General features: G+C 71.7%; 21 protein-coding genes and 1 pseudogene. 1 reads left to right on the forward strand and 21 read right to left on the reverse strand.

Annotation, left to right across the window (positions count from 1 at the left end):
• Positions 1–33 precede the first annotated feature (33 nt).
• Together CR470_RS10420 and CR470_RS10425 are read right to left on the reverse strand one after the other, a co-directional pair.
• Complete coding sequence (locus tag CR470_RS10420) at positions 34–711, reverse strand: winged helix-turn-helix domain-containing protein (RefSeq protein ID WP_097867292.1); 678 nt, start codon at positions 709–711, stop codon at positions 34–36.
• Positions 712–802: 91 nt separating this feature from the next.
• Positions 803–1675, reverse strand: coding sequence for an ABC transporter substrate-binding protein (locus CR470_RS10425; RefSeq protein WP_097867293.1), 873 nt, complete (start codon positions 1673–1675; stop codon positions 803–805).
• 226 nt (positions 1676–1901) lie between these two features.
• On the opposite strand from CR470_RS10425, the gene CR470_RS10430 reads away from it, so the two are divergent.
• The gene (locus CR470_RS10430; RefSeq protein WP_097867294.1) at positions 1902–2738 is read left to right on the forward strand and encodes a M12 family metallo-peptidase; all 837 of its coding nucleotides are present in this window, start codon (positions 1902–1904) and stop codon (positions 2736–2738) included.
• 94 nt (positions 2739–2832) lie between these two features.
• Here the strand turns inward: CR470_RS10430 and CR470_RS10435 are convergent, their stop codons facing one another.
• The 19 genes and pseudogenes from CR470_RS10435 to CR470_RS10525 all read right to left on the reverse strand — a co-directional run bounded on the left by CR470_RS10435 (position 2833) and on the right by CR470_RS10525 (position 24133).
• Positions 2833–3762 carry a YihY/virulence factor BrkB family protein gene (locus CR470_RS10435; protein ID WP_097867295.1) on the reverse strand — a complete coding sequence of 310 codons (930 nt, stop codon included), beginning with the start codon at positions 3760–3762 and terminating at the stop codon, positions 2833–2835.
• Positions 3763–3908: 146 nt separating this feature from the next.
• Positions 3909–4226, reverse strand: coding sequence for a cupin (locus CR470_RS10440; RefSeq protein ID WP_097867296.1), 318 nt, complete (start codon positions 4224–4226; stop codon positions 3909–3911).
• 44 nt (positions 4227–4270) lie between these two features.
• Complete coding sequence (locus CR470_RS10445; RefSeq protein WP_097867297.1) at positions 4271–5278, reverse strand: LacI family DNA-binding transcriptional regulator; 1008 nt, start codon at positions 5276–5278, stop codon at positions 4271–4273.
• Positions 5279–5446: 168 nt separating this feature from the next.
• A complete protein-coding gene (locus CR470_RS10450) occupies positions 5447–6637 on the reverse strand; it encodes a S8 family peptidase (protein WP_097867298.1) in 1191 nt (396 codons plus the stop codon).
• 99 nt (positions 6638–6736) lie between these two features.
• Positions 6737–7867, reverse strand: a pseudogene (locus tag CR470_RS10455) (type III polyketide synthase); the annotation flags it as partial.
• Positions 7868–7889: 22 nt separating this feature from the next.
• Complete coding sequence (locus CR470_RS10460; RefSeq protein ID WP_097867300.1) at positions 7890–9110, reverse strand: cytochrome P450; 1221 nt, start codon at positions 9108–9110, stop codon at positions 7890–7892.
• 147 nt (positions 9111–9257) lie between these two features.
• Positions 9258–10097 (reverse strand): ABC transporter ATP-binding protein, encoded by an 840-nt coding sequence (locus tag CR470_RS10465; RefSeq protein WP_097867301.1) that lies wholly within the window; start codon positions 10095–10097, stop codon positions 9258–9260.
• Positions 10094–11146: a FecCD family ABC transporter permease gene (locus tag CR470_RS10470; protein ID WP_097867302.1), complete on the reverse strand. Its 1053-nt coding sequence runs from the start codon at positions 11144–11146 to the stop codon at positions 10094–10096. Before CR470_RS10470 ends, CR470_RS10465 begins: the two co-directional genes overlap by 4 nt.
• Complete coding sequence (locus tag CR470_RS10475) at positions 11143–12183, reverse strand: FecCD family ABC transporter permease (protein ID WP_097867303.1); 1041 nt, start codon at positions 12181–12183, stop codon at positions 11143–11145. The genes CR470_RS10470 and CR470_RS10475 overlap by 4 nt, the downstream gene beginning before the upstream one ends.
• Positions 12180–13211, reverse strand: a complete 1032-nt coding sequence (locus CR470_RS10480; RefSeq protein WP_097867304.1) for an iron-siderophore ABC transporter substrate-binding protein — start codon at positions 13209–13211, stop codon at positions 12180–12182. Before CR470_RS10480 ends, CR470_RS10475 begins: the two co-directional genes overlap by 4 nt.
• Before the next feature lie 198 nt (positions 13212–13409).
• Complete coding sequence (locus tag CR470_RS10485; RefSeq protein ID WP_097867305.1) at positions 13410–14183, reverse strand: helix-turn-helix transcriptional regulator; 774 nt, start codon at positions 14181–14183, stop codon at positions 13410–13412.
• A gap of 278 nt (positions 14184–14461) precedes the next feature.
• Positions 14462–14878 carry an acyl-CoA thioesterase gene (locus tag CR470_RS10490; RefSeq protein WP_097867306.1) on the reverse strand — a complete coding sequence of 139 codons (417 nt, stop codon included), beginning with the start codon at positions 14876–14878 and terminating at the stop codon, positions 14462–14464.
• 51 nt (positions 14879–14929) lie between these two features.
• Positions 14930–16915, reverse strand: a complete 1986-nt coding sequence (locus tag CR470_RS10495; RefSeq protein ID WP_097867307.1) for an elongation factor G — start codon at positions 16913–16915, stop codon at positions 14930–14932.
• Positions 16916–17049: 134 nt separating this feature from the next.
• Complete coding sequence (locus CR470_RS10500) at positions 17050–18117, reverse strand: aldose epimerase family protein (protein WP_097867308.1); 1068 nt, start codon at positions 18115–18117, stop codon at positions 17050–17052.
• A gap of 98 nt (positions 18118–18215) precedes the next feature.
• Positions 18216–19247: a LacI family DNA-binding transcriptional regulator gene (locus CR470_RS10505; RefSeq protein WP_097867309.1), complete on the reverse strand. Its 1032-nt coding sequence runs from the start codon at positions 19245–19247 to the stop codon at positions 18216–18218.
• 44 nt (positions 19248–19291) lie between these two features.
• Positions 19292–20341, reverse strand: a complete 1050-nt coding sequence (locus CR470_RS10510) for an ABC transporter permease (protein ID WP_097867310.1) — start codon at positions 20339–20341, stop codon at positions 19292–19294.
• Entirely contained in the window at positions 20338–21315 is a 978-nt protein-coding gene (locus CR470_RS10515; protein ID WP_097867311.1) for an ABC transporter permease, read from the reverse strand. The genes CR470_RS10510 and CR470_RS10515 overlap by 4 nt, the downstream gene beginning before the upstream one ends.
• Positions 21312–22958, reverse strand: a complete 1647-nt coding sequence (locus CR470_RS10520; RefSeq protein WP_097867312.1) for a sugar ABC transporter ATP-binding protein — start codon at positions 22956–22958, stop codon at positions 21312–21314. The genes CR470_RS10515 and CR470_RS10520 overlap by 4 nt, the downstream gene beginning before the upstream one ends.
• A gap of 92 nt (positions 22959–23050) precedes the next feature.
• Positions 23051–24133: an ABC transporter substrate-binding protein gene (locus tag CR470_RS10525; RefSeq protein ID WP_097867313.1), complete on the reverse strand. Its 1083-nt coding sequence runs from the start codon at positions 24131–24133 to the stop codon at positions 23051–23053.
• Between the last annotated feature and the right edge of the window lie 171 nt (positions 24134–24304).

The following is a 24304-nucleotide window of genomic DNA, read 5'->3' on the forward strand; positions in this document are numbered from 1 at the left end:
CAGCCCGCTCAGAGATGTGTATAAGAGACAGGGTCATGAGCCGTCTCCGGCAGCGGGGGCGTCCGGGGCTCCGGCGTCCGTCGCATCGGGGCCGGCGGGGTCGTCCGCCCGGTCCTGACCGGCCACCGGCTCCGGGGCGAGCGGCAGCCCGGCGGTGAACAGGACGACCTGCTCGGCGCGGGGGTCCTCGGCGTCGCGGGCGGTCAGCTCGTCCGTCTTCGCCTGGATCGCCTCCCACAACTCGGCGAGCGACTCGGGGGTCAGCCGGGGCATCGAGTCGCTGACGCCCGACGGCTCCTGCCACTCCTGACCCAGTCGGCCGCTCTCCAGGTCCGCCTCGTGGCGGTCCAGGGATCGCTGGAGGTGTTCGATCTGGCGGCGGTGCAGAACGCTGAGGATCGTGCTGCCGCCGGGGCTGCGGTGCATCGCCTCGTTGCTCCACGAGGTCATGCTGTGCACGGACTTCCAGCGCCGTTCCCGGCTGTCGCGGTGTTCGGCCTCGGTGACGAACGCGTACTTGGCGAGCACCCTCAGGTGGTAACTGGTGGAGGCCGAGGACTCCCCCGTCCTGGCCGCGAGCTCACTGGCGGTGGCCGGGCCGTGCTGACGCAGCAGTCCGAGCAGGGTGAGGCGCAGAGGGTGGGTGAGGGCCTTCAAAGCGGCCCCGTCCTGCGCGGGATCGAGTACGCGAGGACCGTCTTCGCTGTCCATGGCCACAGCGTAGAACGGGAAGAGCGCTTTCCCAAAGTATTTTTGCAGAATATTTTTTGGAAACTGGTGGACCGTTCGGTGAGCCGCTCGATCAGCTCGCCCGCGCCGCCTCCAGAGCGTCCGCGACCAGCCCCAGGAACCGGGCGTGGTCGCGGGGCCCGTAGAGGGGCTCGGGGTTCCACGGGACGACGGGCGTCGGCACGCCCTCGCTCCCCCGCAGCTCTTCCAGCGGGGCCGCGTGGGCACGGATGTCGGTCAGGAGCACCTCGGGGCGCAGTGCGAAGGTGTCGGAGCGGTCGAGCGTGGACCAGTTGGCCCCGGGGCCCGGGGCCGGCTCCACGACCTGAACGCCCAGTTCGGTGAGCACACGCAGCTCGGGCCACATCCCGGGGCGCGCGACATGCGCCTGGTCCGGGCCGGCCGGGGAGAGGGCGAGCACCCGCGGCGCGTCGGCGGACGTGGCGGCGACCACGGTACGCAGCCGCTCCCTTGCGGCGTCCAGGTCCCGGTCGGCGTCCGGTCGGGCCGTGGCGCCGAGCGAGCGGGCCAGTTCGGCGAACCGGTCGCCGATCTCACCGAACGTACGGGCCTGGCTGACGTCGAGGACGACCACCGGGACCCGCTCCTCCAGGGGCTTGGCCGTCTCGGGGGTCAGCCCGTAGACATGACCGCCGCCGTAGCTGACGGCCACGACGAGGTCCGGCCCGGTGCTCAGCAGCCGCTCGACGTCCAGGGCCCCACCCGCACCGACGTACTCGACCTCGCCCAGCGGCAGGGTCCCGGTCTTCGCCACGTCGGGGTCCGGTCCGTCGTGGTCGGAGCCGAAGATACCCACCGGCCGGATCCCGAGGTCCCACAGGGTGGCCCCGGCCTGCGCATAGGCCAGCACCCGCCCGGGCGGCCGGGGCGCCGTCGACTGCTGACCCCGGTCGTCGGAGAACCGCCATTCGCTCTGCTCCGTCACGTCACACACGCCCCTCTGCCGCCGACTGCCGTTCCATTCGTGCGAGTTCGTACACGTGTACCTGCCCACCTCCTCGCCGCCACACCCCTCCGGCCAGGGAACAAACGGTCGTCAACCGGTTTCGGGCATGCCGGGTGACCCGCATCACGGAGTGTGAGAAATGAGGACCCCTCAGTCACCGGGCGGCGCCCTCCGCCGCCCGCCTTTCGGACGGAGTCAACTCCCCATGCGCGCGACCCTGGTGAAGGCAGCCCTGGCCGTCGGCGTCGGCGCGTCGCTCTGCGCGGCCTCGGTCGGCGCCGGGGCCGCGGCACGTCCGGCGGTGGAAGCGGCGAGGGCGGCGCGGTGCCCCGTGGTCGATGTGCTGACCGTCCACACGCCGAAGGCGGCGAAACGGGCCGGCGGCGAGCACCGGGTGTCCTCGTCGGCCCAACGGATCGCGACACGGATGAACCGGTCCCTGGCGGCGGGCGGGCTCTGCTGCACCATCCGCGTCGTTCACCCGTACACGGCGACCGGATACGAGGGCTCGGAGGAGTTCCGCGCCGCGCACTCCACCCTCAAGGACCACTCGGCGGGGCTCGGACGACAGGTGCACGAACAGCGGGCGCGGTACGGCGCCGATCTGGTCACGCACGTCGTGGACCGGCCGGAGCGGGGCGGCGGCACGGCGGACTACACGCCCGCGCTCGACGGTTCCACGGACGAGTACGCCTACGCGGTCGTCGAGGTCGACGGCATCGGCGTGGATTCGGCGAGCCACGAGATCGGCCACGATCCGGGCCTCGCCCACGACCGCACGACACTGGCGCGCAACACGGACGGTTCGATGAGCGTGAGCCACAACCGTCCCTACAACACCGGCTGGATCACCGAGGACGGCAAGCACTACACGATCATGGCGTACCGCTCCGCGTGCGGGGACCACTGCCGGCGGATCAGCCGGTTCTCCAGCGCGACGGAGACCTGGAAGGGCCATCGGCTGGGCGACGCGGACAACGACGGGGTACGGGTGCTGCGCGAGACCATGCCGATCGTCGCCGGATACCGCGACAAGCACTGATCCGGACGCGGTCCCGACGCCCCGGGCGGCGGTGACCGCCAGCGGCGATCCGCTGTTCCGCTCCCTCCAGCACCGGATCCTCGGCCCCTACGGCTCAGGATCGTGTCGCGGCCGTGAGGGGCTCCCCGCCGTCGGAGCCGGTCTCCCGCTTCGGTTCGGGCCGCCGCAGCTCCACGTTGAACTGGGCTCCGGCCAGCAGCGAGAGATTGGCGAACCAGACCCAGATGAGGAAGACGACGAGCCCGGCGAGCGATCCGTACAGCCTGCTGTAGCTGCCGACCTGGGTCGCGTAGAGAGCGAACAGCGCCGACGCGGTGAGCCAGCAGAACGCGGCGAGGATCCCGCCGGGCAGGCTGCGGCGGACACCGCGCGCGGAGCGGGGACCGGTACTGAAGAGGACCATGATCAGGCAGGCCACGAGGAAGACCAGCAGCGGCCACTTCAACGCCGCCCACAGACTCTCCCCCTCGTGCGGCAGGCCGATCCGGCGGCCCAGCCAGCGGGCCAGCGGGCCGGTCATGACGATGGCGAAGGCACTGGTCATCAGCAGGAGGAGCAGGCCGATCGCGGAGACGACGATGATGTGCGCCTGCCGCAGGGGCGGGCGGGTGTCCCGCACGCCGTGCATGGCGTGCATCGCCCGGCGGAAGACCGCGAGGTAGCTGCACGCGGACCACACGGCGCTCACGGACCCGGTGGCGACGAGCAGCCAGACGGCGGAGCGCTGTTCGGTCGCCGCCTCCAACGGCCTGCGCAGCGCCTCGCCGGACTCGGCCGGGGCGAACGCGGTGATGTCGGCGATCAGGGCGCCGGTCGCGTCGGGGTTGGCCAGTCCGATCACGGAGACGGTGGCCAGGAGCGCCGGGAGCAGGGCGAGGATGGCGTAGTACGTCAGGGCGGCGGCCCAGTCGGTGACGTCGTCGTTCCACAGCGAGACCGGTGTGCGGCGCAGGGCGACGCCCCAGCGGCGGGGCAGGGCGGCGGGGGCGGTGCTTTCCGCGGCGGACGCGGTCTGGGTGGGCAAGCTGGTACTCCGGAGACGTGGGCGGACGCGGCGGGCGGCGTGACCTGTCCGTTTCCGGACGCGCCGACTCCGCTCGATCCTCTCCTGCCACGTCGCGGCCGAAGCACACCCCTCCCCGGCCGGCAGGCCCCGTGTGCTCCGGACGATCAGTCGTTGACGGCCGTGAGCAGGACCACGGCGTCCTGGAGCGCCAGCAGCCCGTGCCGTTCCTGCGGGATCGGGTGCAGGGTCCCGGACGGCAGCTCGGCGTCCCCGGAGGCGGCGGTGAGACGGACGCTGCCGCGCAGGACGAGGAGCGAGGCGGCGGGCGGCGCGTTGTGCTCGTCGAGCGCCGTCCCCTCGGTGAGGGCGATCACGGTCTGCCGCAAGGGGTGCTGCTGGACCAGGAGGTGGGCGCTGCGGCCGTGCGCGGAGGCGCGGGCGGCTGTCAGATGTTCCTCGGCGAGTGTGTTCAGGTCGTCCATATGCCCACTGTGCCGCAGCCGTGACAGCGCCGCGATCCGCGGGATCAGCGGGGCACTTTCGCGGTGGAGCCCCGTACGACCAGCTCCGGCTCGAACAGCAGCTCGTCCGGGGGGACCGTTCCGCCCTGGATGCCCGCGCAGAGCAGTTCGACGGCGGCCCGGCCCATGGCCTCGATGGGCTGGCGGATCGTGGTCAGCGGGGGTTCGGTGCAGTTCATGAACGCCGAGTCGTCGTAGCCGACGACGGAGATGTCCGACGGCACCCGCAGCCCGCGCCTGCGGGCCGCCCGCACAGCGCCGAGCGCCAGGGGGTCGCTGGCGCAGATGATGCCGGTGACCCCCCGCTCCAGCAGCCGGGAGGCCGCGGCCTGCCCGCCCTCCAGGGAGAACATCGAGCGCTCGACGTGCTCCTCGGCCAGCTCCCCGCCGGTGGCCGCCGCGACGGACCGGGCGGCCACGAGCTTGCGGCGGGAGGGCACATGGTCGGAAGGGCCCATCACCACGCCGATACGCTCGTGGCCGAGGGAGGCCAGGTGGCGCCAGGCGCGCTCGATCGCGACAGCGTCGTCGCAGGAGACGCAGGGGAAGTCCAGCCCTTCTATGGGGGCGTTGATCAGCACGACGGGGATGCGGCGCTCGGCGAGCCGGTGGTAGTGCTCATGAGCCTCGTCGGCCTGCGCGAACAGGCCGCCGGCGAAGACCACCCCGGAGACCTGCTGCTGGAGCAGGAGGTCCACGTAGTCCGCCTCGGAGACTCCGCCCTTGGTCTGGGTGCACAGTACGGGGGTAAGCCCCTGCTGGGCGAGGGCGCCGCCGATCACCTCGGCGAAGGCGGGGAAGATCGGGTTCTGCAGTTCGGGCAGGACGAGACCGACGAGCCGGGCGCGCTCGCCCCGCAGTTGGGTGGGCCGCTCGTAGCCGAGTACGTCGAGGGCCGTCAGCACGGACTGCCGGGTGGTCCGGGACACCCCGGGCTTGCCGTTGAGCACCCGGCTCACCGTGGCCTCGCTGACCCCCACCTTCTTGGCAACCTGAGCTAGTCGTCGCGTCATGCCGCAAGACTAGCGTGAGCAGTGCAAACAATTGACTTATCAACGCAAGGATTGCATGCGAACCCCGAAGGTCGCCTCCCGGACGGCCGGGGCGGGGGCGGGTTCCACCGCGCGGTCACCGCTCCCCGCCCCGCGGACGACCCGTCGGTCCGGCCGCCCGACGGGTCGTCAGATACCGCCGGTGTACAACAGCAGGTCGGGCGAGCCCTGGCCGAGTCCGGAGAGCACGTCCGGGGTGGCCGTGTCCGTCAGCCACCGCGAGACGGCGGCGGGAGAGGCCGCGGGGTTCCTCTCCTTGTAGAGCGCCGCGACGCCCGCGACGTGCGGGCTGGCCATGGAGGTGCCGTTCAGCGAGACGGTGCCGCCGCCGAGGCGGGCGGAGACGATGTCGGAGCCGGGGGCGTACAGCGAGAGGCAGGAGCCCCAGTTGCTGAACGAGGTCTCCTTGTCCTGCCGGTCGCTCGCCCCGACCGTGACCACGCCGTCCGCGGCGGCCGGGGAGACGTCACAGGCGTCCCGGTCGTCATTGCCCGCTGCCACGACGGGCAGCACGCCCGCGTCGGCGACCGCCTCGACCGCGGCGTCGACCGAGGTGGAGCGCTCGCCGCCGAGCGAGGCGTTCAGCACGGCGGGGACGCCGCTGCGCTCGGCGTCCTTCGCGACCCAGTCGAACCCGGCGAGGATACCGGCCCAGGTGCCCCGGCCCTCGCAGTTCAGGACGCGTACGTTGACCAGCGAGGCGTCCTTCGCCACACCGGACGTCGCGCCGCCGACCGTGCCCGCCACGTGCGTGCCGTGTCCGTTGCAGTCCATGCCCCCGCGGCCGTCCCCGACGACGTCGTACCCGTTCACGACCCGGCCGCCGAATTCGCTGTGCGCGGCGTCGATCCCGGTGTCGACGACGTACGCCTTCACTCCCTTGCCGGTGGCCGTGGTGGTGAAGGTGTCGTCCAGCGGCAGGGTGCGCTGGTCGATGCGGTCGGCACCCCAGCCGGCCGCCGGGGCCCGCAGCAGATTCGCGGCGGTGGGCGCGGGGACGGTCACCTCGGCGTTCTCCTCGACGGCGAGGACACCGGGAACGGCCCGCACCGCTTGGAGTTCGGAGGCGCTGAGCGCGGCGGCGAAGCCGTGCAGAGCCTTCCCGTACGTGAACAGCGGGCTGAGCCCGAACTCCCGCAGGAAGGTGTCCGGCGAGAGGTCGGGCTCCAGGGTGACGATGTACTGCCCGGGTACGGCCCGGGTGGACTGCTCCACCAAAACCCCTTCCGGTCCGCTGTCGGCCGAGGCCGTGGCGGGTGCGCCGATCAGCGGTGCGATCAGCAGCAGGGCGGCCGAGGCCCATCGGGCGGGCAGGCGCATGCGTTCTCCTCGGGGTGGGGATCCAGTCACGGAGCGAGTGCGTCCGCGCATCGCGAACACCCGTTCCTTCGTCCCCGCCCGTCGGTCGCCTTAGCGGGTTCAGCCGGACAGCGCAACGCCGGCGGTCAACTCCAGCTCGTCGAGGTCGTGTCCGACGCCCGCCCGGAGGTCGTCCTTCGCCCAGCTGCCCACGGCCACCTCGGCGGTGATTCCGGGCCCGAAGCCGGCGATGAGCCCCTGCGCGGACTCGGCGGCTCCGCCGTCGTCGAAGAGCCGCGCCAGCGCGTCGAAGACGACGGAGCTGGCGATGTTGCCGCGTTCGGTGAGGGTGGCCCGGCTGTAGCGGAACATCTCGGGCGGCAGTTGCAGGAAGTGGCAGAGGTCGTCCAGGATGCGCGGTCCGCCCGCGTGGACGATGAAGAAGTCCATGTTCGGGACGGACCAGCCGTGCAGGTGGACCAGGTCCAGGAGCACCGGGGCGAGCATCTCCATGGTGCCGGGAACCCGCTTGTCCAACTGGAAGTGGAAGCCGGTGTCGCGGACCGCGTAGGAGATCCAGTCCTCGGTGTCGGGCACCAGGTGGGAGCCGTTGCGCTCCAGGCGCATGCCGGTGCCGCCCTGGCCCCGTACGACGGCCGCGGAGAGGGCGTCGCCGAAGAGCCCGTTGGAGAGCAGCGAGCCGACCCCGATGTCGGTGGGCTGGTAGCAGAGCGAGCAGAACTCGCAGGACACGATGAGGACGTTGGACTCGGGGTAGGCCAGGCAGAAGTCGTGCGCGCGGTTGATCGCCGCGCCGCCCGCCGCGCAGCCGAGCTGGGCGATGGGCAGTTGGCGGGTCTCGGATCTGAAGCCCATGCTGTTGATGATCCACGCGGTCAGCGAGGGCATCATGAAGCCCGTGCAGGAGACGTAGACGATCAGATCGATCTCGGACGGGTCGGTCTCGGCGTGGGCGAGCGCCTGCCGGACGACTTCGGGGACCCGGGCCCTGGCCTCGGCCTCGTACACCTGGTTGCGCACCTCGAACCCGGGGTGCGCAAGGGTCTTCTCGATGGGCTGCACGAGGTGCCGGGTCTGGACGCCGGTGTTCTGGATGAGCCTCAGGACGAGGTCGCGCTGCGGGTGCCCGGCGTGGGTCTCCCGGGCCAGGTCCAGGGTCTGCTGCATCGTGATGACGTGCTCGGGCACAGCGATGGCCGGTCGGCACAGGGTCGCCATGGGTTCTCCTCGTTCTCTGGAGCGAAGGCTCTCGTCACCATGTGACGGGCAGGGCGAGCGGGTAACGCCAGATGGACGTCGTGTTCCACGAGACGTCCGCGGGCGGCACGTCCAGACGCAGGGCCGGGAAGCGGGTCAGCAGCGTGGAGAAGGCCACTTCCAGTTCCATGGTGGCCAGCGGCGCGCCCAGGCAGTGGTGGGCGCCCCAGCCGAACGTCATGTGGGGGATGGTCGGCCGGTCGGGATCCAGCTCGTCGGGACGGTCGAACTTGGCGGCGTCCCGGTTGGCCGTCAGATAGGACACGTGCACCACGTCGCCGGCCCTGATGAGGACGCCGGAGAGCTCCACGTCCTCCATGGCGATGCGCGGGATGCCGACGCCCTTGCGGAAGGGGATGTGACGCAGCAGCTCCTCCAGGGTGCGGGGCAGCCGCCGCGGTTCGGCCCGGAGGGACCGCATGAGGTCCGGGCGGGTGAGCAGGGTGTAGGCGATGTTGCCGAGCTGATAGGTCGTGGTGTCCTGACCGGTGATGAGCAGGACCATCGCCATGACGGCCAACTCGTCGTCGTCCAGCAGTTCGTCGCCGTCCCGGGCGGTGGCCAGGGTGCTGATGAGGTCATCGCCCGGGGAGCGGCGCCGGTCGGCGGTCAGCTCCTGGAAGTAGCCGCGCAGCTCCGCCTTGGCGCGTACCGCGTCCTGTTTGCCCGCGGCCCCGACGTTCATCATGGTCATGGCGTGGGCCCGGAGCCAGGGGCGGTCGGCCTCGGGGATGTCGAGTGCCTCGCAGATGGTGATCAGCGGCAGCGGCGCGGAGACCCGGGCGACGAAGTCGGCCGATGAACCCTCCTCCTCCATCTCGTCCAGCAGCCGGTCCACCACACGCTGGGTCCCGCCGCGCATCTGCTCGACGCGACGCGGGGTGAAGCTCTTGGCGACCAGGCCCCGCAGCCGGCTGCTGGCGGGCGGGTCCATGAGGTTGATGGACTCCGCCTGCACGATCGGCTCCGGCGTCATCCGGGGGAAGTCACGGCCGAGGACGGCGCTGCGGCTGAACCGCCGGTCGGTGGTGACCGTCCGGACGTCCTCGTAGCGGGTGACCAGCCAGGCCTCGCCCTCTCCGTACGCCATACGGATGCGGGACACCGGCTCCTCGGTCAGCAATTGCCTGAGCTGGGGGTCGAACTCCAGCTGCTGGGCGTAGTCGAAAGGACAGTTCCGGACGGTTTCCTTGTTCTGCACCGAGGTGTTCTCCACCGAGGTTCTCCCAATGACCGCTTCGAGGAAAAGGGCGAGTGCCGGACCGGGGCCCGGCGCCCGACCTACCCTGTGTGCCCCGTCACTCTTCGAAACATGTCAGTGACATACAGCAGTCAGCCGATCAGGGGGCGTGCGCCCCCGCGTTCACGCGGTCGCCTCCCCGGCGGGCAGCGCCTCGGCCCGGTCCAGGACGTGGTGACGGCCGATCGGGAGCATCAGGGGCCGGCCCGACACGGGGTCCTCGATGATGCGGCTGTCGAGGTCGAACACCGCCCGTACGGTCTCCTCCGTCAGCACCTCGGCCGGGGTGCCGGACGCGTGGAGGCCGCCGTCGGCCAGGGCGATCAGATGGTCCGCGTACCGGGCGGCGAGGTTGAGGTCGTGCAGGACCATCACGATGGTGGTGCCGCGCGAGCGGTTCAGGTCGGTCAGGAGGTCCAGGACCTCGATCTGGTGGCTGGCGTCGAGGAAGGTGGTCGGCTCGTCGAGCAGCAGCAGGTCGGTCTGCTGGGCGAGGGCCATCGCGATCCAGACGCGCTGGCGCTGGCCGCCGGAGAGTTCGTCCACCGCGCGCTCGGCGAGCGGCTCGGTGTGGGTGGCCTCCAGCGCGGCGGCGACAGCGGCGTCGTCCTTCTCGTTCCAGCGGGAGAAGACGGACTGGTGCGGGTGGCGGCCGCGGCCGACGAGGTCGGAGACGGTGATGCCCTCGGGCGCGACGGGCGACTGCGGCAGCAGGCCGAGGGTGCGGGCCAGCTCCTTGGCGGGCAGCCGGTGCACCTCCTTGCCGTCCAGGACGACCCGGCCGGCCCGGGGGGCGAGCAGCCGGGACATGGAACGCAGCAGCGTCGATTTCCCGCAGGCGTTGGCGCCGACGATCACGGTGATCCGGCCGGGCGGTACGGCCAGGTCGAGGGAGTCGACGACGGTGCGGTCGCCGTAGCCGAGGGTGAGTCCTTCGGCGGTCAGTCGGTGGTGCGTGGTCATAGCGAGCCTCCCGCCCGGTTGGTGCGGATGATCAGGTAGACGAGGTAGGGGGCTCCGAGCACGCCGGTGACGACGCCGACCGGGTAGCGCTCGCCGAAGGCGAACTGGCCGGTGAAGTCGGCGACGAGGACGAGCAGCGAGCCGACGAGTCCGGCGGGCACCAGCAGGGAGCCGCCGGCTCCGGTGATCCGGGCCGCGATGGGGCCGGAGAGGAACGCCACGAACGCGATGGGTCCGGCCGCGGCGGTCGCGAAGGCGATCAGCCCGACGGCGGCGACGATCACCGTGATCCGGGTGCGCTCCACGCGTACGCCGAGGGCGGAGGCGGTGTCGTCGCCGAGCTGGAGCGCGGAGAGGTTACGGGCCTGGCCCAGCAGCAGCGGGGTGAGGACGGCCGCCGCGAGGAGCGCTGGGACGACCTGGTCCCAGGTGGCTCCGTTGAGGCTGCCGGTCAGCCAGCGCATCGCCTCCTGGAGGTCCCATTCGGCGGCCCGGGACAGGACGTAGGAGGTCATGCTGTCGAGCATCGCGGAGATCCCGATGCCGATCAGGATGAGCCGGGTGCCGACGACGCCGCCCTTGAACGCGAGGGAGTACACCAGCAGGGCGACCCCGAGGCCGGCGGCGATGGCGAGGACGGAGACCTGGACCTCGCCGAGGGACAGGGTGACGATGGCGATGGCCGCGGCCGCGCTCGCACCGGAGCTGATGCCGATGATGTCGGGGCTGGCGAGCGGATTGCGGAGCATCGTCTGGAAGGTGACCCCGGCCAGGCCGAAGCTGAATCCGGCCACCAGGGCGAGAACCGCGCGGGGCAGCCGCAGCCGGCCCACCGTGAACGACGCGCCCGGCACCTGCTCCCCGAGGATCACCCGGAACACGTCGCCGGGCGGGTAGAAGGTCCGGCCCGCCATGAGCGTCACGGCGAACGCGGCGAGGACGAGGATCATCAGCGCCAGGACGACCCGGCGGCGGCGCGAGGCGCCGCGCACGCGGCGGCGGGTGGCGGCCTCGACGGACGGCCGCCGAGTGAGGACAGGGGCGCTCACAGGGCACGTACCTTCTGTCGGCGGACGATGTAGATGAAGAAGGGGCCGCCGATCAGTGCGGTCACGATGCCGACGTCGATCTCCGAGGGGCGTGCCACGATCCGGCCGACGATGTCGGCGGCGGTGAGCAGGACCGCGCCGAGCACGGCCGAGAGCGGCAGGAGCCAGCGGTGGTCGACGCCCACGAGCAGCCGGCAGGTGTGCGGGACCACGAGGCCGACGAAGCCGATCGGCCCGGCGACGGCGGTGGCCGCGCCGCAGAGCAGTACGGCGCCGAGGGCGGCCACGGCGCGTGCCACGGCGACCCGTTCACCGAGTCCTGCCGCCAACTCGTCGCCCAGAGCCAGAGAGTTGAGGGCGCGGGCCGAGAGCAGGCAGACGACGAAGCCGACCGCGAGGAACGGCATGACCTGGCCGATGCGTTCGAAGGACGCGCCGCCGACGCCGCCGATCTGCCAGAGCTTGAAGCTGCCGGCGATGTCGTTGCGCGGCAGGATGACCGCGCTGACGAGCGAGGCGAAGGCAGCCGATGTGGCGGCCCCGGCGAGGGCCAGCTTCAGCGGCGTCGCCCCGCCCCTGCCGAGCGTTCCGACGGTGTGGACGAACAGGGCGGACAGGGTCGCGCCCACGATGGCGGTCCAGATGTATCCGGTCGGCGAGGTGAGTCCGAAGAACGCGACCGCCGTGACGACGGCGAGCGACGCGCCCATGTTGACGCCGAGGATGCCCGGGTCGGCCAGCGGGTTACGGGTCACGCCCTGCATCACGCCGCCGGCGAGGCCGAGTGCGGCGCCGATGACGACGGCGAGGACGGTACGGGGGATCCGCTTCGTCGCCGCCGCCCGTCCCAGGGTGTCGTCCGCCCCGCCGAGCGCCGCGACGACGTCGGACCAGGGGACGTCGCGGGAGCCGAGGGCGACGGACGCGACCATGACCGCGGCCAGGGCGAGTACGGAGAGCAGGACCCACAGCAGGCGCACGCCCGCCGGGCGCCTGGTGACGACGTCCGGCGGGGTGCGGGTGTCGGGCTCGGTCACTTGGCCTTGTCCGCGGCCTCGGCGAGCGCGGCGGCGTAGTCGTCCAGCACGTAACCGATCGACAGGGGCGTCGGGTTCGCGGCGGTGGCCAGCGGGCTGGTGCCGGGCAGGAGGTAGACGGAACCGCGCTCGACGGCGGGGATCTTGGAGAGCAGCGGGTCCTTGGAGATCGTCTTCAGCAGCTCGCCGGTGTCGTCGCCGTAGCCGGTGATGATGTCGACGTCGTCGAACGCGTCGATCTGCTCGGCGCTCTTGGTGAGGGCGAACTTCTTCGTGCCCTCGGACGCCTTCGCGACGGACCCGGGGATCTTCATCCCGAGGTCCTGGAAGAACTGCGTGCGGGTGTCGTGGGCAGTGTAGAAGCCGACCTGACTGACGTCGTTGGGGTCGACGTGCGTCATGAACATCGCCGACTTGCCCTGGAGCTGGGGGTACTTGGCGGCGGTCTTCGCTATGTCACCGTCGAACTTCCTGATCAGCTTCTCGCCCTCGTCGGCCAGGCCGATCGCCTTGCTGTTCGTCCGGACGATCTCGCGCCACGGCGTCGCCCAGGCGGCGTCCGGGTAGGCGACGACGGGGGCGATCTCGCTGAGGGTCTCGTAGTCCTTCTTGGTCAGACCCGAGTACGCGGCCAGGATGACGTCCGGCTTCGTGTCCGCCACGGCCTCGAAGTCGATGCCGTCGGTCTCGTCGAACAGGACGGGTGTCTTCGCCTTCAGCTCGTCGAGCTTCTCCTCGACCCAGGGCAGCACACCGTCGTCGTTGTCGTCGCCGAAGTTGGCCGCGGCCATGCCGACGGGCACGACGCCGAGCGCGAGCGGCACTTCGTGGTTGGCCCAGTTGACGGTCGCGACGCGCTTGGGCTTCGCCGGGATGGTGGTCGTGCCCAGGGCGTGCTCGACGGTCAGGGGGAACCCGCCGGAGCGGCTCCCGTCGTCGTTGTTCGCGGCGTCGGTGGTCCCGCCGCAGGCGGAGACGCCGACGAGGGCGGCCGCCACGACGAGCAGGCGGAGGCGGTGTGAAGACATGGGTGTGTACCCGGCTTTCCGGATGTCGGGGTGCCGCTTCTCGCACGTCCGGGCATGCGCAGCCGTCATGGATCGGTGCGCGGCGCGTGCGTCATTGGCTTAGGTAAGGCTTGCCTTCGCACTTTATGAGAATCGACCCCGCTGTCGCAATCAACCGTTCAGGACATGTGCTGTAGCGATACGGACAGGCGGTCCTGGTCATTCCGGCCGGAAGGCGCCCGGGGTGAGTCCCGTCGTACGCCGGAAGGCGGCGCCGAACGCGCTCGCCGAGCGGTAGCCGACCTGCTCGGCCACGGCCTCCACGTCCCATCCTCGGGTCAGCAGGCCGATGGCGTGCTGGGCGCGGACCGCCGCCACCCAGCGCACGAAGCTCGTGCCCGTCTCGGCGGTGAACGCCCGGGCGACCGTGCGGGCGCTGACACCGAGGGCGGACGCCCAGTCCGCCAGCGTCCGCCGGTCGGCCGGGTCCTCGCGCACCGCGTCGGCGATCGGGCGCAGCAGCCCGGAGACCGGGATCCGCACGAGCAGTTCGCGGGGCGAGGGAACGAGGACGTCGAGCACCAGTGCCTCGGTCGCGGTGCGCGAGGCGGCCGTGAGGCCGGGTTCGCCGAGCCGTTCCAGCAGCAGGCGCAACAGCGGGGTGATCTCGACGGCGACGGGCGTGGCGGAGATCGACGCGGTGGTGCGGAAGCCGAAGAAGCTCGCCCGGAACCAGGTTCCGGCGGTCGCCGATCCGGCGTGCAGGGTCCCCGCGGGCATCCACAGGCCCAGGGCCGGGGTGATCGTCCAGATCCGGCTCCCGACCACCGCCGTGGAGGCACCGCGCTCGTTCCAGAGCAGCTCGTGGAAGGGGTGGGAGTGCGCGTCCCAGAGCGTGTCGCGGGAGACGACCTCGTCGTAGCCCTTGATGACGAAGGGGGTCTCCACCGAACCGGGGGCGAACGCGGGCAGCGTCCGGGTCTCGCTGGTCATGGGAGGTGGACCTCGGTCGTACGGGGGCCGCTCGCGGCGGACGGGGCGCGCATCCGTCCAGACTAGAGGCCGGGGGCGGACGGAATCACCGAGCCCCTCCTCCTGCCTCGGCCTGCCGTTCACACAGGCCAGTGACGTCCTTCACGAGAGGGAACCACGGCTTTCGCCGTGGCGGCCGCTCCTCGGCGGACAGTGGGTGGGCCGACCAGTCACCGGGCCGCGTTCGTCGCGGCTCCGGCTCCGGGCAACGCGCCCGCTTGCCCCGCTTGCTCGCGCGGTCAGCCGGTCAGCAGGTCGGGGTTGCCGGCCAGCGCGGCCAGACGGCCCTGCGGGTCCGGGACGAGCCGGCGTTCGGTCAGGTCCAGGATGCCGGCGACTCCGGTGATCTCCGCGGCCACCGTCCCGTCCTCCTTGAGGATCCGCTGCTCCATCGTGAACGTCTTGCCGGTGCCGTAGTCGAACCGGCAGGTGACCCGCACCAGCTCGCCGCCGCGCAGCTCCCGGCGGTACTTCACCGTCACCTCCAGCTGCACCGGGCCGATCCCGTCGGCCAGCAGCTTCTCCTGGGGCAGGCCGGCGGCGCGCAGCAGCTCCCAGCGGGCGTGCTCCGCGTACTGGAGGTAGACGGCCTGGTTCAGGTGGCCCTGGGTGTCGAGCTCGTAGCCGCGCACGGTCACATCAACGGAGAAGGTCATGACCGTGCGAACACCCGCGCCCGGCCGTCCATTCCGGGCAGGGCCGGTGCCTCACGTCGTGGGAGGGGTTCGGCCGGCGACCCGCCGCACCGTGCGCAACAGGTACTCCTCGCGGTGCAGCGGGTCGTGGTCGGTGCGCGGGCGGCGGGGGGCCGGGCCGGTCACCGGGCGGTGGCCGGCGAAGGAGGACTCCAGCACGCCCTCGCCGCGGGTCGACCCCGGCAGCAGCCGCTGGAGTTCGTGGACCCGGGCCGCCGGGATCTCGCCCTCCACGGTGCAGAGAGCACCGTGCGTCTCGGGCGGCCCCGGCTCCGCCCCGAGCCGGGCGAGGACCGGGACCAGTGCGCCGAAGGCGTCCGTGGGCGCCTCCAGGCGGAAGCGGTGCATCGGCTCGTACACCCGTGTTCCGGCCCGGCGCAGCGCGTCCATCAGGACCAGGGGCGTCAGACCGCGGAAGTCGCCCGCCGTGCTCGACACGCTGTTGTAGCCGGAATGTGTCTGGGTGACCACGCAGTCGGTGACCTGCCAGCCGTGCACTCCCTGGCTCAGGGTGGCACGCACGGTCTCCTCGACCGCCCGCATCAAGGAAGGGGGCATGGAGCCGAGTTCCACCGCGCGGCGGAACTCCACCCCGCTGCCGTACGGGGCCGGGTCGACGCGCAGCCCGACGGTGGCCAGGAAGGGGTTGGGGCCCGTGCCGATGAACTCGGCGGCCGCCCCCGTCCCGGCCGGCCGTTCCCGGCAGATGGTCGTGGTCTCCCGGAAGCTCACGTCCACGCCGAACTCGTCGGCCAGGGTGGCCTGGACGACCTCCTTCTGCACCTCCCCGTAGAGCGAGAGGGACACCTCCCCGCGGAGGTCGTCACGGCGGACGGCGATCAGCGGGTCCTGTTCGGCGAGGCGGCCGAGCGCGACGTGCAGGGCGCCCCGGTCCTCGGGGTGTCGCGGGACGACGACCGTCTCCAGGGTCGGCGGGGCGAAGTGCCGGTACCCGGCCTCGGCCCGGCCCGCGCCGACGCTGTCGCCGATCCGGACGCCGGCCAGCCCTTTCAGCCTGCCGATCCGGCCGGCGCGGACCGAGGAGACCGGCACCTCACCACCGTTCTCGAAGACGCTGACCGCCGCGACCTTGCCCTCCGACTCCCGGCCGTCCGGGCTGCGGAAACGCAGCACCTCGCGGGCGCGCACGGCCCCCTCGACCATGCGGACGTACGCGGTCCGCTCGCCGTTCGCGGTCCGGTCGACCTTGAACACCGTGCCCCGGGCCGGCGCCTCCGGATCCCCCGTGGCGGTGGGCAGGAGTCCGGTGATGCCGTCGACCAGGGCGTCGATACCCGCGCCGGTGGCGGCGGAGCCGAAGAAGACCGGGTGGACGAGGCACCGGCCGGTCTGGTCGGCCAGCGCCCCGAGGAGCCGGGCGTGGGTGAGACCCGCCGGGTCGTCGACGTACGCGCCGAGCAGCTCGTCGTCGTGCCGGGTGAGCAGGTCGGTGAGCGCATCGGTGAAGCCGGGGTCGGCCCCGGTGTACGGGGTGCTCGTCGCGGTCCGGGTGCCGAGGTCTCGGGCGGTGCCCATCGCGACGACGTCCGCCGAGAGCCGTTCGGTGATGCTCGTCAGCAGCGAGCTGTAACGTGCCCCGGGCCGGTCGGTCTTGTTGACGAACAGCAGGGTCGGGATGCGCAGTCGGCGCAGGGTGCGCAGCAGGACCCGGGTCTGCGCCTGGACGCCCTCCACCGCGGAGACCACCAGGACGGCTCCGTCGAGCACGCCGAGGACCCGCTCCACCTCGGCGATGAAGTCCGGGTGGCCGGGGGTGTCGATCAGGTTGACCGTGGTGGTGCCGAGGGTGAAGGAGACGACGGCGGACTTGATGGTGATGCCGCGCCGGCGCTCCAGTGCGAGGGAGTCGGTCTGTGTGCTGCCGTCGTCGACGCTGCCGATGGCGTCGATGGCTCCGGCGGTGTGGAGGAGCCGCTCGGTCAGGCTTGTCTTACCGGCGTCGACATGCGCCAGAATTCCCAGGTTCAACGTGTGCACGGAGCTTCATGTCCTTGAGAGAAAGGTCAGTTCCTGTCGGGAGGGACACGAAGGCTCGGCGCATGTTCGGACTCCTGGGTCGTACCGGTGGACTGCGGGGAGTAGATCAGGGAGCCGCCCGGGGCGGCAACCGGTTATCCGCGGCGCCGCAGGTGCGGGAAGCGCCATTCGCTGCGGCTGCGCAGCGTCTCGCCGGGGCGCAGCACGGTGGTGGGGTGGCCGGGGCGGTTGGGCGAGTCCGGCAGGTGCTGGGTCTCCAGGCAGAGCGAGCCGTGGCGCCGGTGGCGGCGGCCGGTGCCGTCGGTGAACGCGCCGTCGAGCTGGTTGGCGGTGTAGACCTGGAGGCCGGGTTCGGTGGTCCAGAGCTCCAGGGTCCGCCGGTCGCCGGGGGCGGTGAGGCGGGCGGCCCGGCGCAGGGCCCCTGGGGCGACGGGGCGCAGGACCCAGCAGTGGTCAAAGCCGCCGCCCCGCCGCAGTTGGGTGTCGGGGTGGTCGAGGCGTTCGCCGATGCGCCGTGGGGTGGTGAGGTCGAAGGGGGTGCCGGCCACCGGGGCGGGCGCGCCTTCGGGGATGGAGTCGGGGTCGATGGGGAGGTAGGTGTCGGCGTCGACCTGGAGGGTGTGGCCGAGGACGTCGTCGTCGCCGAGGTTGAGGTAGGCGTGGTTGGTGAGGTTGACGACGGTGGGCCGGTCGGTGACGGCCCGGTAGTCGACGGCGAGGGTCCCGGTGGTGTCCAGGGTGTAGGTGGCGGTGACGTCGAGCGCTCCGGGGAAGCCCATGTCGCCGTCGGGGCTGTGCAGGGTGAGCCGGAGGACGGCGGCGGTGTCGGTACGGTCCCCGGTGGCCTCCCAGACCTTGGTGTGGAAGCCGTTGGGGCCTCCGTGGAGGGCGTGCCCCCGGTCATTGGCGGGGATGTGGTGCGTGGCCCCGTCCAGGGTGAAGCGGCCGTGGGCGATGCGGTTGGCGTACCGGCCGACGATGGCCCCGAAGTAGGGGTTCTTGTCGGTGTAGTCGTCGAGCGCGGGCAGCGAGCGGACGACCGGGCCGGGTTCGCCGGCGGTGTCCGGCACGGTGAGGCTGTGCAGGACACCGCCGTAGGTGAGGACCTCGGCCCGGACGCCGGTGCCGGAGTCGAGGGTCCAGAGGTCGATCTCGCTCTGCCCGTGGGCGCGGCCGAACGGTTTGCGGTGCACGGTGGGCATGAGGAGTTCCTTGAGGGTGCGGGAGGGGGCCTCGCCGGGGCCTGCCGCCCAACTGCCGCCTGTCGGGAAGCAGTTGGGCGGCAGCACCCCAGGGGCCGCTAGCGGGGCGGTCCGGAGGCCTCGTGGGGCGTGGTGGATTCGCGGACGACGAGCCGGTAGCCGGGGCGGGGCCGCCGGGGTTCGGCGACGGGGGTTCCCGCGAGGCGTTCGACGAGGCTGTCGACGGCGAGCCGGGCGATGGCCGCCTTGTCGGGCGCGATGGTGGTGAGGGTGGTGGCCCCGTACCGGCTCTCCTCGATGTCGTCGAAGCCGACGACGGCGATGTCGTCCGGGATGGCGAGGCCGCGTTCGGTGATGGTGCGCATGGCTCCGGTCGCGATCATGTCGTTGTACGCGAACACGGCGTCGGGCCGCTCGCCCCGGTCGAGGAGGGAGGCCATGGCGGCGGCCCCGTCCTCACGGCCGTAGCCGTCGGTGACGACGACCAGGGATTCGTCCGGTTCGATACCGGAGGCGGTCAGCTCCTCGCGCCAGCCGCGCAGCCGGAGGTGGGCGGGCTGGCGCTCCTGACCGGTGCGGGAGCCGAGGAAGGCGATCCTGCGGTGGCCGAGGGCGACGAGGTGGGCGACGGCCTCACGGGCGGCGGCCACGTTGTCGATCGCGATGTGGTCGTAGGGGGCCTCGTACTCGCGCTCGCCGAGCAGCACCAGCGGCGCGGTCTCGGTGCGGGCCATCAGGTCCTCGGTCTCCAGGTGGATGGGGCTGAGGATGAGGCCGTCGATGACATGGGAGCGGAATCCCTGGCAGACCAGCAGCTCCTTCTCCCGCAGGCCCGCCGTGTGGTCGACCAGGACGGTGTAGTCGTGCCGGGCCGCCGCGTCGACGACCTCGCCGGCCAGCTCCGCGAAGTACGGGTTGCCGAATTCGGGGACGGCGAGGGCGATGATGCCGGTGCGGCCCTTGCGGAGATGGCGGGCGGTGAGGTTCGGCCGGTAGCCGAGCTCGTCGATCGCCTGCTGGACCTTGGCCCGCATCTTCGGGGTCACGTGCTGATAGTTGTTGACCACGTTCGACACGGTCTTGATGGACACGCCCGCCCGTTGAGCCACGTCCTTGAGGCTGACGCCCACGGCACTCCTTGTTGCTTGGTTCGACTCGGCCCGATCCGTACGGTTCAGGTGGTTCTCCGGCTGCGCGCGAGGTAACGCTGCGCCACCACGACAACGATAAGGAAGCCGCCGCTGACCACCGACTGGTACGAGGAGTTGAGTGAGCCGATCTGGTTGATGAGGTTCTGGATCACGGCGAGCAGCAGCACGCCCCAGAGGGTGCCGCTGATCGATCCCGCGCCGCCGATGAGGAGGGTGCCGCCGATGACGACGGCGGAGATCGCGTCGAGTTCCATGCCGACGCCGACGATGGTGACGCCGGAGGAGAGGCGGGCGGCGTTGAGCGCTCCGGCGAGTCCGGCGAGCAGTCCGCTGAGGGTGTAGACGAGGATCTTCGTCCGGGCGACGGGCAGGCCCATCAGGGTGGCCGCGTCGCTGCTGCCGCCGACGGCGAACAGCGTCTGTCCGAACGAGGTCCGCTGGAGCAGGAGTCCGCCCGCCCCGAAGAGGGCCAGGGCGACGAGGATCGGGTATCCGAACCCCCAGACGCTGCCCTGGCCGAGCTCCGCGAAGGCGGAGTCCTTGGGCACCAGGTAGGTGGTGGCGCCCTCGTCGGTGAAGGCGAGGAGCATGCCGCGCGCCGCGAGGAGGGTGGCGAGCGTGACGATGAAGGGGGCCATGTTCGCGCGGGCGATGAGGAGACCGTTGAGCAGCCCGATCGCGCCGCAGACCACCAGGGGTACGAGCAGGGCGGCGAGGAAGCCCCCTTGCGAGGCCCAGGCTGCGAGGACGCCGCCGAGGGCGAAGACGGAGCCGACGGAGAGGTCGATGCCGCCGGTGATGATGACCAGCGTCATACCGAGGGCGACGATCGCGAGGAACGAGGCCTGGACGGTGACGCCCCGGGCGTTGTCGAGGCTGGCGAACGTCGGGTAGACGAACGAGGCGATGAGGATCACGGTCAGCAGGACCGCGAGGACGCCCTGGCGCTGAAGGAGTTCGCCGATACGGGATCCGGTGGAGCGTCCGGGGCGGGGTTCGGGGCGCGAGGGGGCGCCTTTGAGGGGCGCCGGGGCCTCGGGCGCGGGCACGGTGGCCGGTGGGGTGTGGTTCATCGGGACCTACGCTCCCGGGCGACGTAGACGGCGGCGATGATGATGGCCGCCTGGGCGATCTGTGCGGTGGAGTCGGGCAGGTCGTGCTTGACGAGGGTCGCGCGCAGCAGCTGCATGAGCAGGGCGCCCGCGACGGTGCCGAGCACCCGGATGGAGCCGCCGTTCAGCGGGGTGCCGCCGACGACGACGGCCGTGATGGCGGAGAGCTCCATGAGGGTGCCGAGCGAGGACGGGTCGCTGGCGGTGAGCCGGGCGGTGGCGAGGATGCCGGCGAGGGCGGCCATCACCCCGCACAGGATGTAGACGCCGATCAGGACACGCTTGACGGGCAGTCCGGACAGCGCGGCGGCCGAGCGGTTGCCGCCGATGGCGACGATCTGGCGGCCGAAGGTGGTGCGCTGCACCAGGAACGCGACGGCGAGCGCGAGGACGCCCGCGATGAGCACGACCGTCGGGATACCGAGGAAGGAGCCGGTGCCCAGCGCGAGGATGTCCGGGTTGACGATCTGCTTGAGCCGGCCGTCGGCCATCACGAGGGCGAGGCCCCGGCCGCCGACGAACAGGGCGAGCGTCGCCACGATGGGTTGCAGCCCGACGAGCGAGACGAGCGTCCCGTTGATCGCGCCGACGACCGCCCCGGCGAGCAGGGCGATCAGGAGCGCGGGGACCAGCCCGTATCCGAGGTAGAGCGGCAGCAGGGCGGCGGCGAGCGCCATGGTGGAGCCGACGGAGAGGTCGATGCCCTCGGTGCCGATGACCAGGGCCATGCCGAGCGCGACGATCACGATGGGCGCGACCTGGACGAGCTGGGTGCGCAGGTTGTCGGCCGTCATGAAGTGCTCGGTGAACAGCGCGTTGAACAGCAGCACGACGGCGACGGCCGCGTACACCCCGTACTCCTGGTACCAGGCGGGGTCGCGCAGCCGGGCCAGCGGCTTCGCGGCGGGGCGTGGCAGGGTGGCCTGGGTGGTCATCGGGGGTCCTCCTGGGCGGCCGGGGCCTTCCCACCGGTGTCGGGCGTGTGGTCGGCGGGTGCGGTCTCCGGCGTGTGGTCGGCGAGCACTGCGAGGAGGCGGCTCTCGTCCACCTCGTCGCCGGCGAGTTCACCGGCGACCGCGCCGCCGCGCAGGACGACGATGCGGTCGGCGCCCTCGATCAGCTCCTCGATGTCGGAGGAGATCAGCAGTACGGCGAGCCCCTCGCGGGCGAGTTCGTCGATGAGGCTCTGCACCTCGGCCTTGGCCCCGACGTCGATGCCCCGGGTGGGCTCGTCGAGCAGCAGCACCTTGGGTTCCAGGCAGAGCCAGCGGGCGAGCAGCACCTTCTGCTGGTTGCCGCCGGAGAGTTCGCCGACCTTCTGCTCGGGGCTGGAGGCCTTGATCCGCAGCCGTTTCATGAAGACGTCGACGACGCGGTCCTGTCGGGCGCGGGAGACGATGCCGCCCCTGGAGAGCCGGGGCATGGCGGCGAGGACGATGTTCTCGCGGACGGAGAGGCCGGGGATGATGCCCTCGGCCTTGCGGTCCTCGGGGAGCATGCTGATCCCCGCGCGGATGGCGGCGGCCGGGGTGGGGCGCCCGACGCGCTTGCCGTCGACGGTGATCTCCCCGCCGTCCAGGGGCAGTGCGCCGGTCAGCGCCTTCGCGGTCTCGCTGCGGCCGGAGCCCAGCAGTCCGCCGAGTCCCAGCACCTCACCGGCGTACAACTCCACGGAGATGTCGTGCAGTTGGTGACGACGGTCGAGGCCGGTCGCGGTGAGGACGGGGGCGCGGGCCGGGTCGTGCCCTTCGGCGGCGAAGCCGGTGAGGCCGTCGCGCCGGACTTCGGACATGTCGCGGCCGAGCATCATCGACACCAGCCGCATCCGGTCCAGCGGGGCCAGTTCGCCGGTGTGGATGTGCCGGCCGTCGCGCAGGACGGTGACCCGGTCGCAGATGCGGTAGAGCTCGTCCATGCGGTGGCTGACGTAGAGGACGGCGATGCCCTGGCCGCGCAGGTTCTCGATGACCCGGAAGAGGGTCTCGACCTCGCGGGGCTCCAGCGACGAGGTGGGTTCGTCCATGATGACGACCTGGGCCCGTACGGAGACGGCGCGGGCGAGCGCCACCATCTGCTGGGTGCCGATGCCCAGGGTGTGCAGGGGCCGCTTGGGGTCGACGCGGACGCCGAACCCGTCGAGGAGTCCGGTGGTCTCGCGGTTCATCCGGGCGAAGTCGATGAGCCCGAAGCGGTTCTTCGGTTCCCGGCCCAGGAAGATGTTGCGCGCCACGCTCATCAGCGGGACGAGGTTCACCTCCTGGTAGATGGTGGAGATCCCGGCCTGCTGTGCCTCGAACGGGCGGGCGAAGCGGACCGGTTCGCCGCTCACGCGCACCTCGCCCTCGTCGCTCCGGTAGACGCCGGTGAGCACCTTGATGAGGGTGGACTTGCCGGCCCCGTTCTCGCCGACGAGCGCGTGGACCTCGCCCGCGCGCAGGGCGAAGGAGACGTCGTCCAGGGCGACGACGCCCGGGAACCGCTTGCTCACCGAGCGGGCTTCGAGAACGGGGTCCGCCACGGCGGCGGCACCGGCCCCGGGGTGCTCCGGGCGCTGGGGTGTCGCTGGGGTTGGTGCCATGAATCCTGGCCTTCCGGAGTTACGGGAATGGGACCGGGCCGCCGGCCGCCCCGGGGTGCCCGGGCGTCGCGGCGGCCGGCCGGCCGACGGGGTCAGTAGGCTCCGCCGAGCGATTCCTTGGCGTTGGCCTCGTCGTACGCGCGGTCGGTGATGATCACGTTCTCGGGGATCTCCTCACCGGCGTAGAACTTCTGCGCGGTGGCGAAGGCGAGCGGGCCGAAACGCGGGTTGGACTCGATGACGGCGTTGTACTCGCCGTTGACGAGGGCCTGGACGGCGTTGCGGGTGCCGTCGACGGAGACGATCTTGACGTCCTTGCCTGGCTTCTTGCCGGCCGCCTTCAGCGCGGTGACCGCTCCGAGGCCCATCTCGTCGTTCTCGGCGTAGACGGCGGTGATGTCGGGCTTGGACTGGATGAGCTGCTCCATGACCTGCTGGCCCTTGTCGCGGGCGAACTCGCCGGTCTGCTGGGCGACGATCTCCAGGCCGGGGGCCTCGGCCTTCACCTGGTCGACGAAGCCCTTGGTGCGGTCGGTGGTGACGTTGTTGCCGGACGCGCCGAGCAGGATGGCGACCTTGCCCTTGCCTCCGGTGACCTTGATCATCGCGTCGGCGGCGCGCTTGCCCTGCTCGACGAAGTCGGAGCCGAGGAAGGCGACGTAGTCCTTGCAGGCGGTGGAGTTGACCTTGCGGTCGATGGTGAGGACGGGGACCTTCTTGGCGGCCGCCGCCTTCAACGCGGGCTCCAGGCCGTCGGAGTTGAGCGGGGCGACGATGAGGAACTGGGCCCCCTGGGACAGCATGTCCTGGATGTCGCTGATCTGCTTGGACAGCTGGGACTGGGCGTTGGTGGTGAGGAGCTTCTTGACGCCGACCTTCTTCGCCTCGTCCTTGATGGACTGGGTCTCGGCGATCCGGAACGGGTTGGCCTCCTTCTCCGACTGGGAGAAGCCGACCACGGCGTCCTTCAGGTCCAGCTTCGGCGCGCCGTAGGTCTCCAGCTTGCAGCCCGGACCGGACGAGGAATCAGGGGTCTTGGCCTCCTGCACTCCCTGGCTGCTGTCGCCGCCCGCGTTGGTGGAGGTCTCCGACTTGGCGCAGCCGGCGGCGGCCAGCGTGGTGGCGGCGAGGACGCAGGCCACGGCGAGGGTACGGGATCGACGCTGGATCATCATGCGCGGAACGCTCCTTGGCGGTTGACGGCACGCTGATCGGCGTGCGGTCGGGGCATGCGGGACGAGGCATCGGCTGCTCTGCGGCTGATGCCACTGCATTCCTCACACCCCTGCTCCGTACTGCGGGAACAGTGGTCGTGAGAGCCTGCGCGGCCTGTCGGCGGCTCGGTT

Origin of the sequence: Streptomyces sp. rh34 (assembly GCF_002551245.1) — a bacterium.
In the GTDB taxonomy this organism is placed as follows: domain Bacteria; phylum Actinomycetota; class Actinomycetes; order Streptomycetales; family Streptomycetaceae; genus Streptomyces.

What these genes read in the sequence shown, in the direction of transcription:
- CR470_RS10420 (WP_097867292.1), bottom strand. Translation starts at nt 711, where the DNA reads ATGGACAGCGAAGACGGTCCTCGCGTACTCGATCCCGCGCAGGACGGG.
- CR470_RS10430 (WP_097867294.1), top strand. Translation starts at nt 1,902, where the DNA reads ATGCGCGCGACCCTGGTGAAGGCAGCCCTGGCCGTCGGCGTCGGCGCG.
- CR470_RS10440 (WP_097867296.1), bottom strand. Translation starts at nt 4,226, where the DNA reads ATGGACGACCTGAACACACTCGCCGAGGAACATCTGACAGCCGCCCGC.
- CR470_RS10445 (WP_097867297.1), bottom strand. Translation starts at nt 5,278, where the DNA reads ATGACGCGACGACTAGCTCAGGTTGCCAAGAAGGTGGGGGTCAGCGAG.
- CR470_RS10450 (WP_097867298.1), bottom strand. Translation starts at nt 6,637, where the DNA reads ATGCGCCTGCCCGCCCGATGGGCCTCGGCCGCCCTGCTGCTGATCGCA.
- CR470_RS10465 (WP_097867301.1), bottom strand. Translation starts at nt 10,097, where the DNA reads ATGACCACGCACCACCGACTGACCGCCGAAGGACTCACCCTCGGCTAC.
- CR470_RS10480 (WP_097867304.1), bottom strand. Translation starts at nt 13,211, where the DNA reads ATGTCTTCACACCGCCTCCGCCTGCTCGTCGTGGCGGCCGCCCTCGTC.
- CR470_RS10485 (WP_097867305.1), bottom strand. Translation starts at nt 14,183, where the DNA reads ATGACCAGCGAGACCCGGACGCTGCCCGCGTTCGCCCCCGGTTCGGTG.
- CR470_RS10490 (WP_097867306.1), bottom strand. Translation starts at nt 14,878, where the DNA reads ATGACCTTCTCCGTTGATGTGACCGTGCGCGGCTACGAGCTCGACACC.
- CR470_RS10500 (WP_097867308.1), bottom strand. Translation starts at nt 18,117, where the DNA reads ATGCCCACCGTGCACCGCAAACCGTTCGGCCGCGCCCACGGGCAGAGC.
- CR470_RS10510 (WP_097867310.1), bottom strand. Translation starts at nt 20,341, where the DNA reads ATGAACCACACCCCACCGGCCACCGTGCCCGCGCCCGAGGCCCCGGCG.
- CR470_RS10515 (WP_097867311.1), bottom strand. Translation starts at nt 21,315, where the DNA reads ATGACCACCCAGGCCACCCTGCCACGCCCCGCCGCGAAGCCGCTGGCC.
- CR470_RS10520 (WP_097867312.1), bottom strand. Translation starts at nt 22,958, where the DNA reads ATGGCACCAACCCCAGCGACACCCCAGCGCCCGGAGCACCCCGGGGCC.
- CR470_RS10525 (WP_097867313.1), bottom strand. Translation starts at nt 24,133, where the DNA reads ATGATGATCCAGCGTCGATCCCGTACCCTCGCCGTGGCCTGCGTCCTC.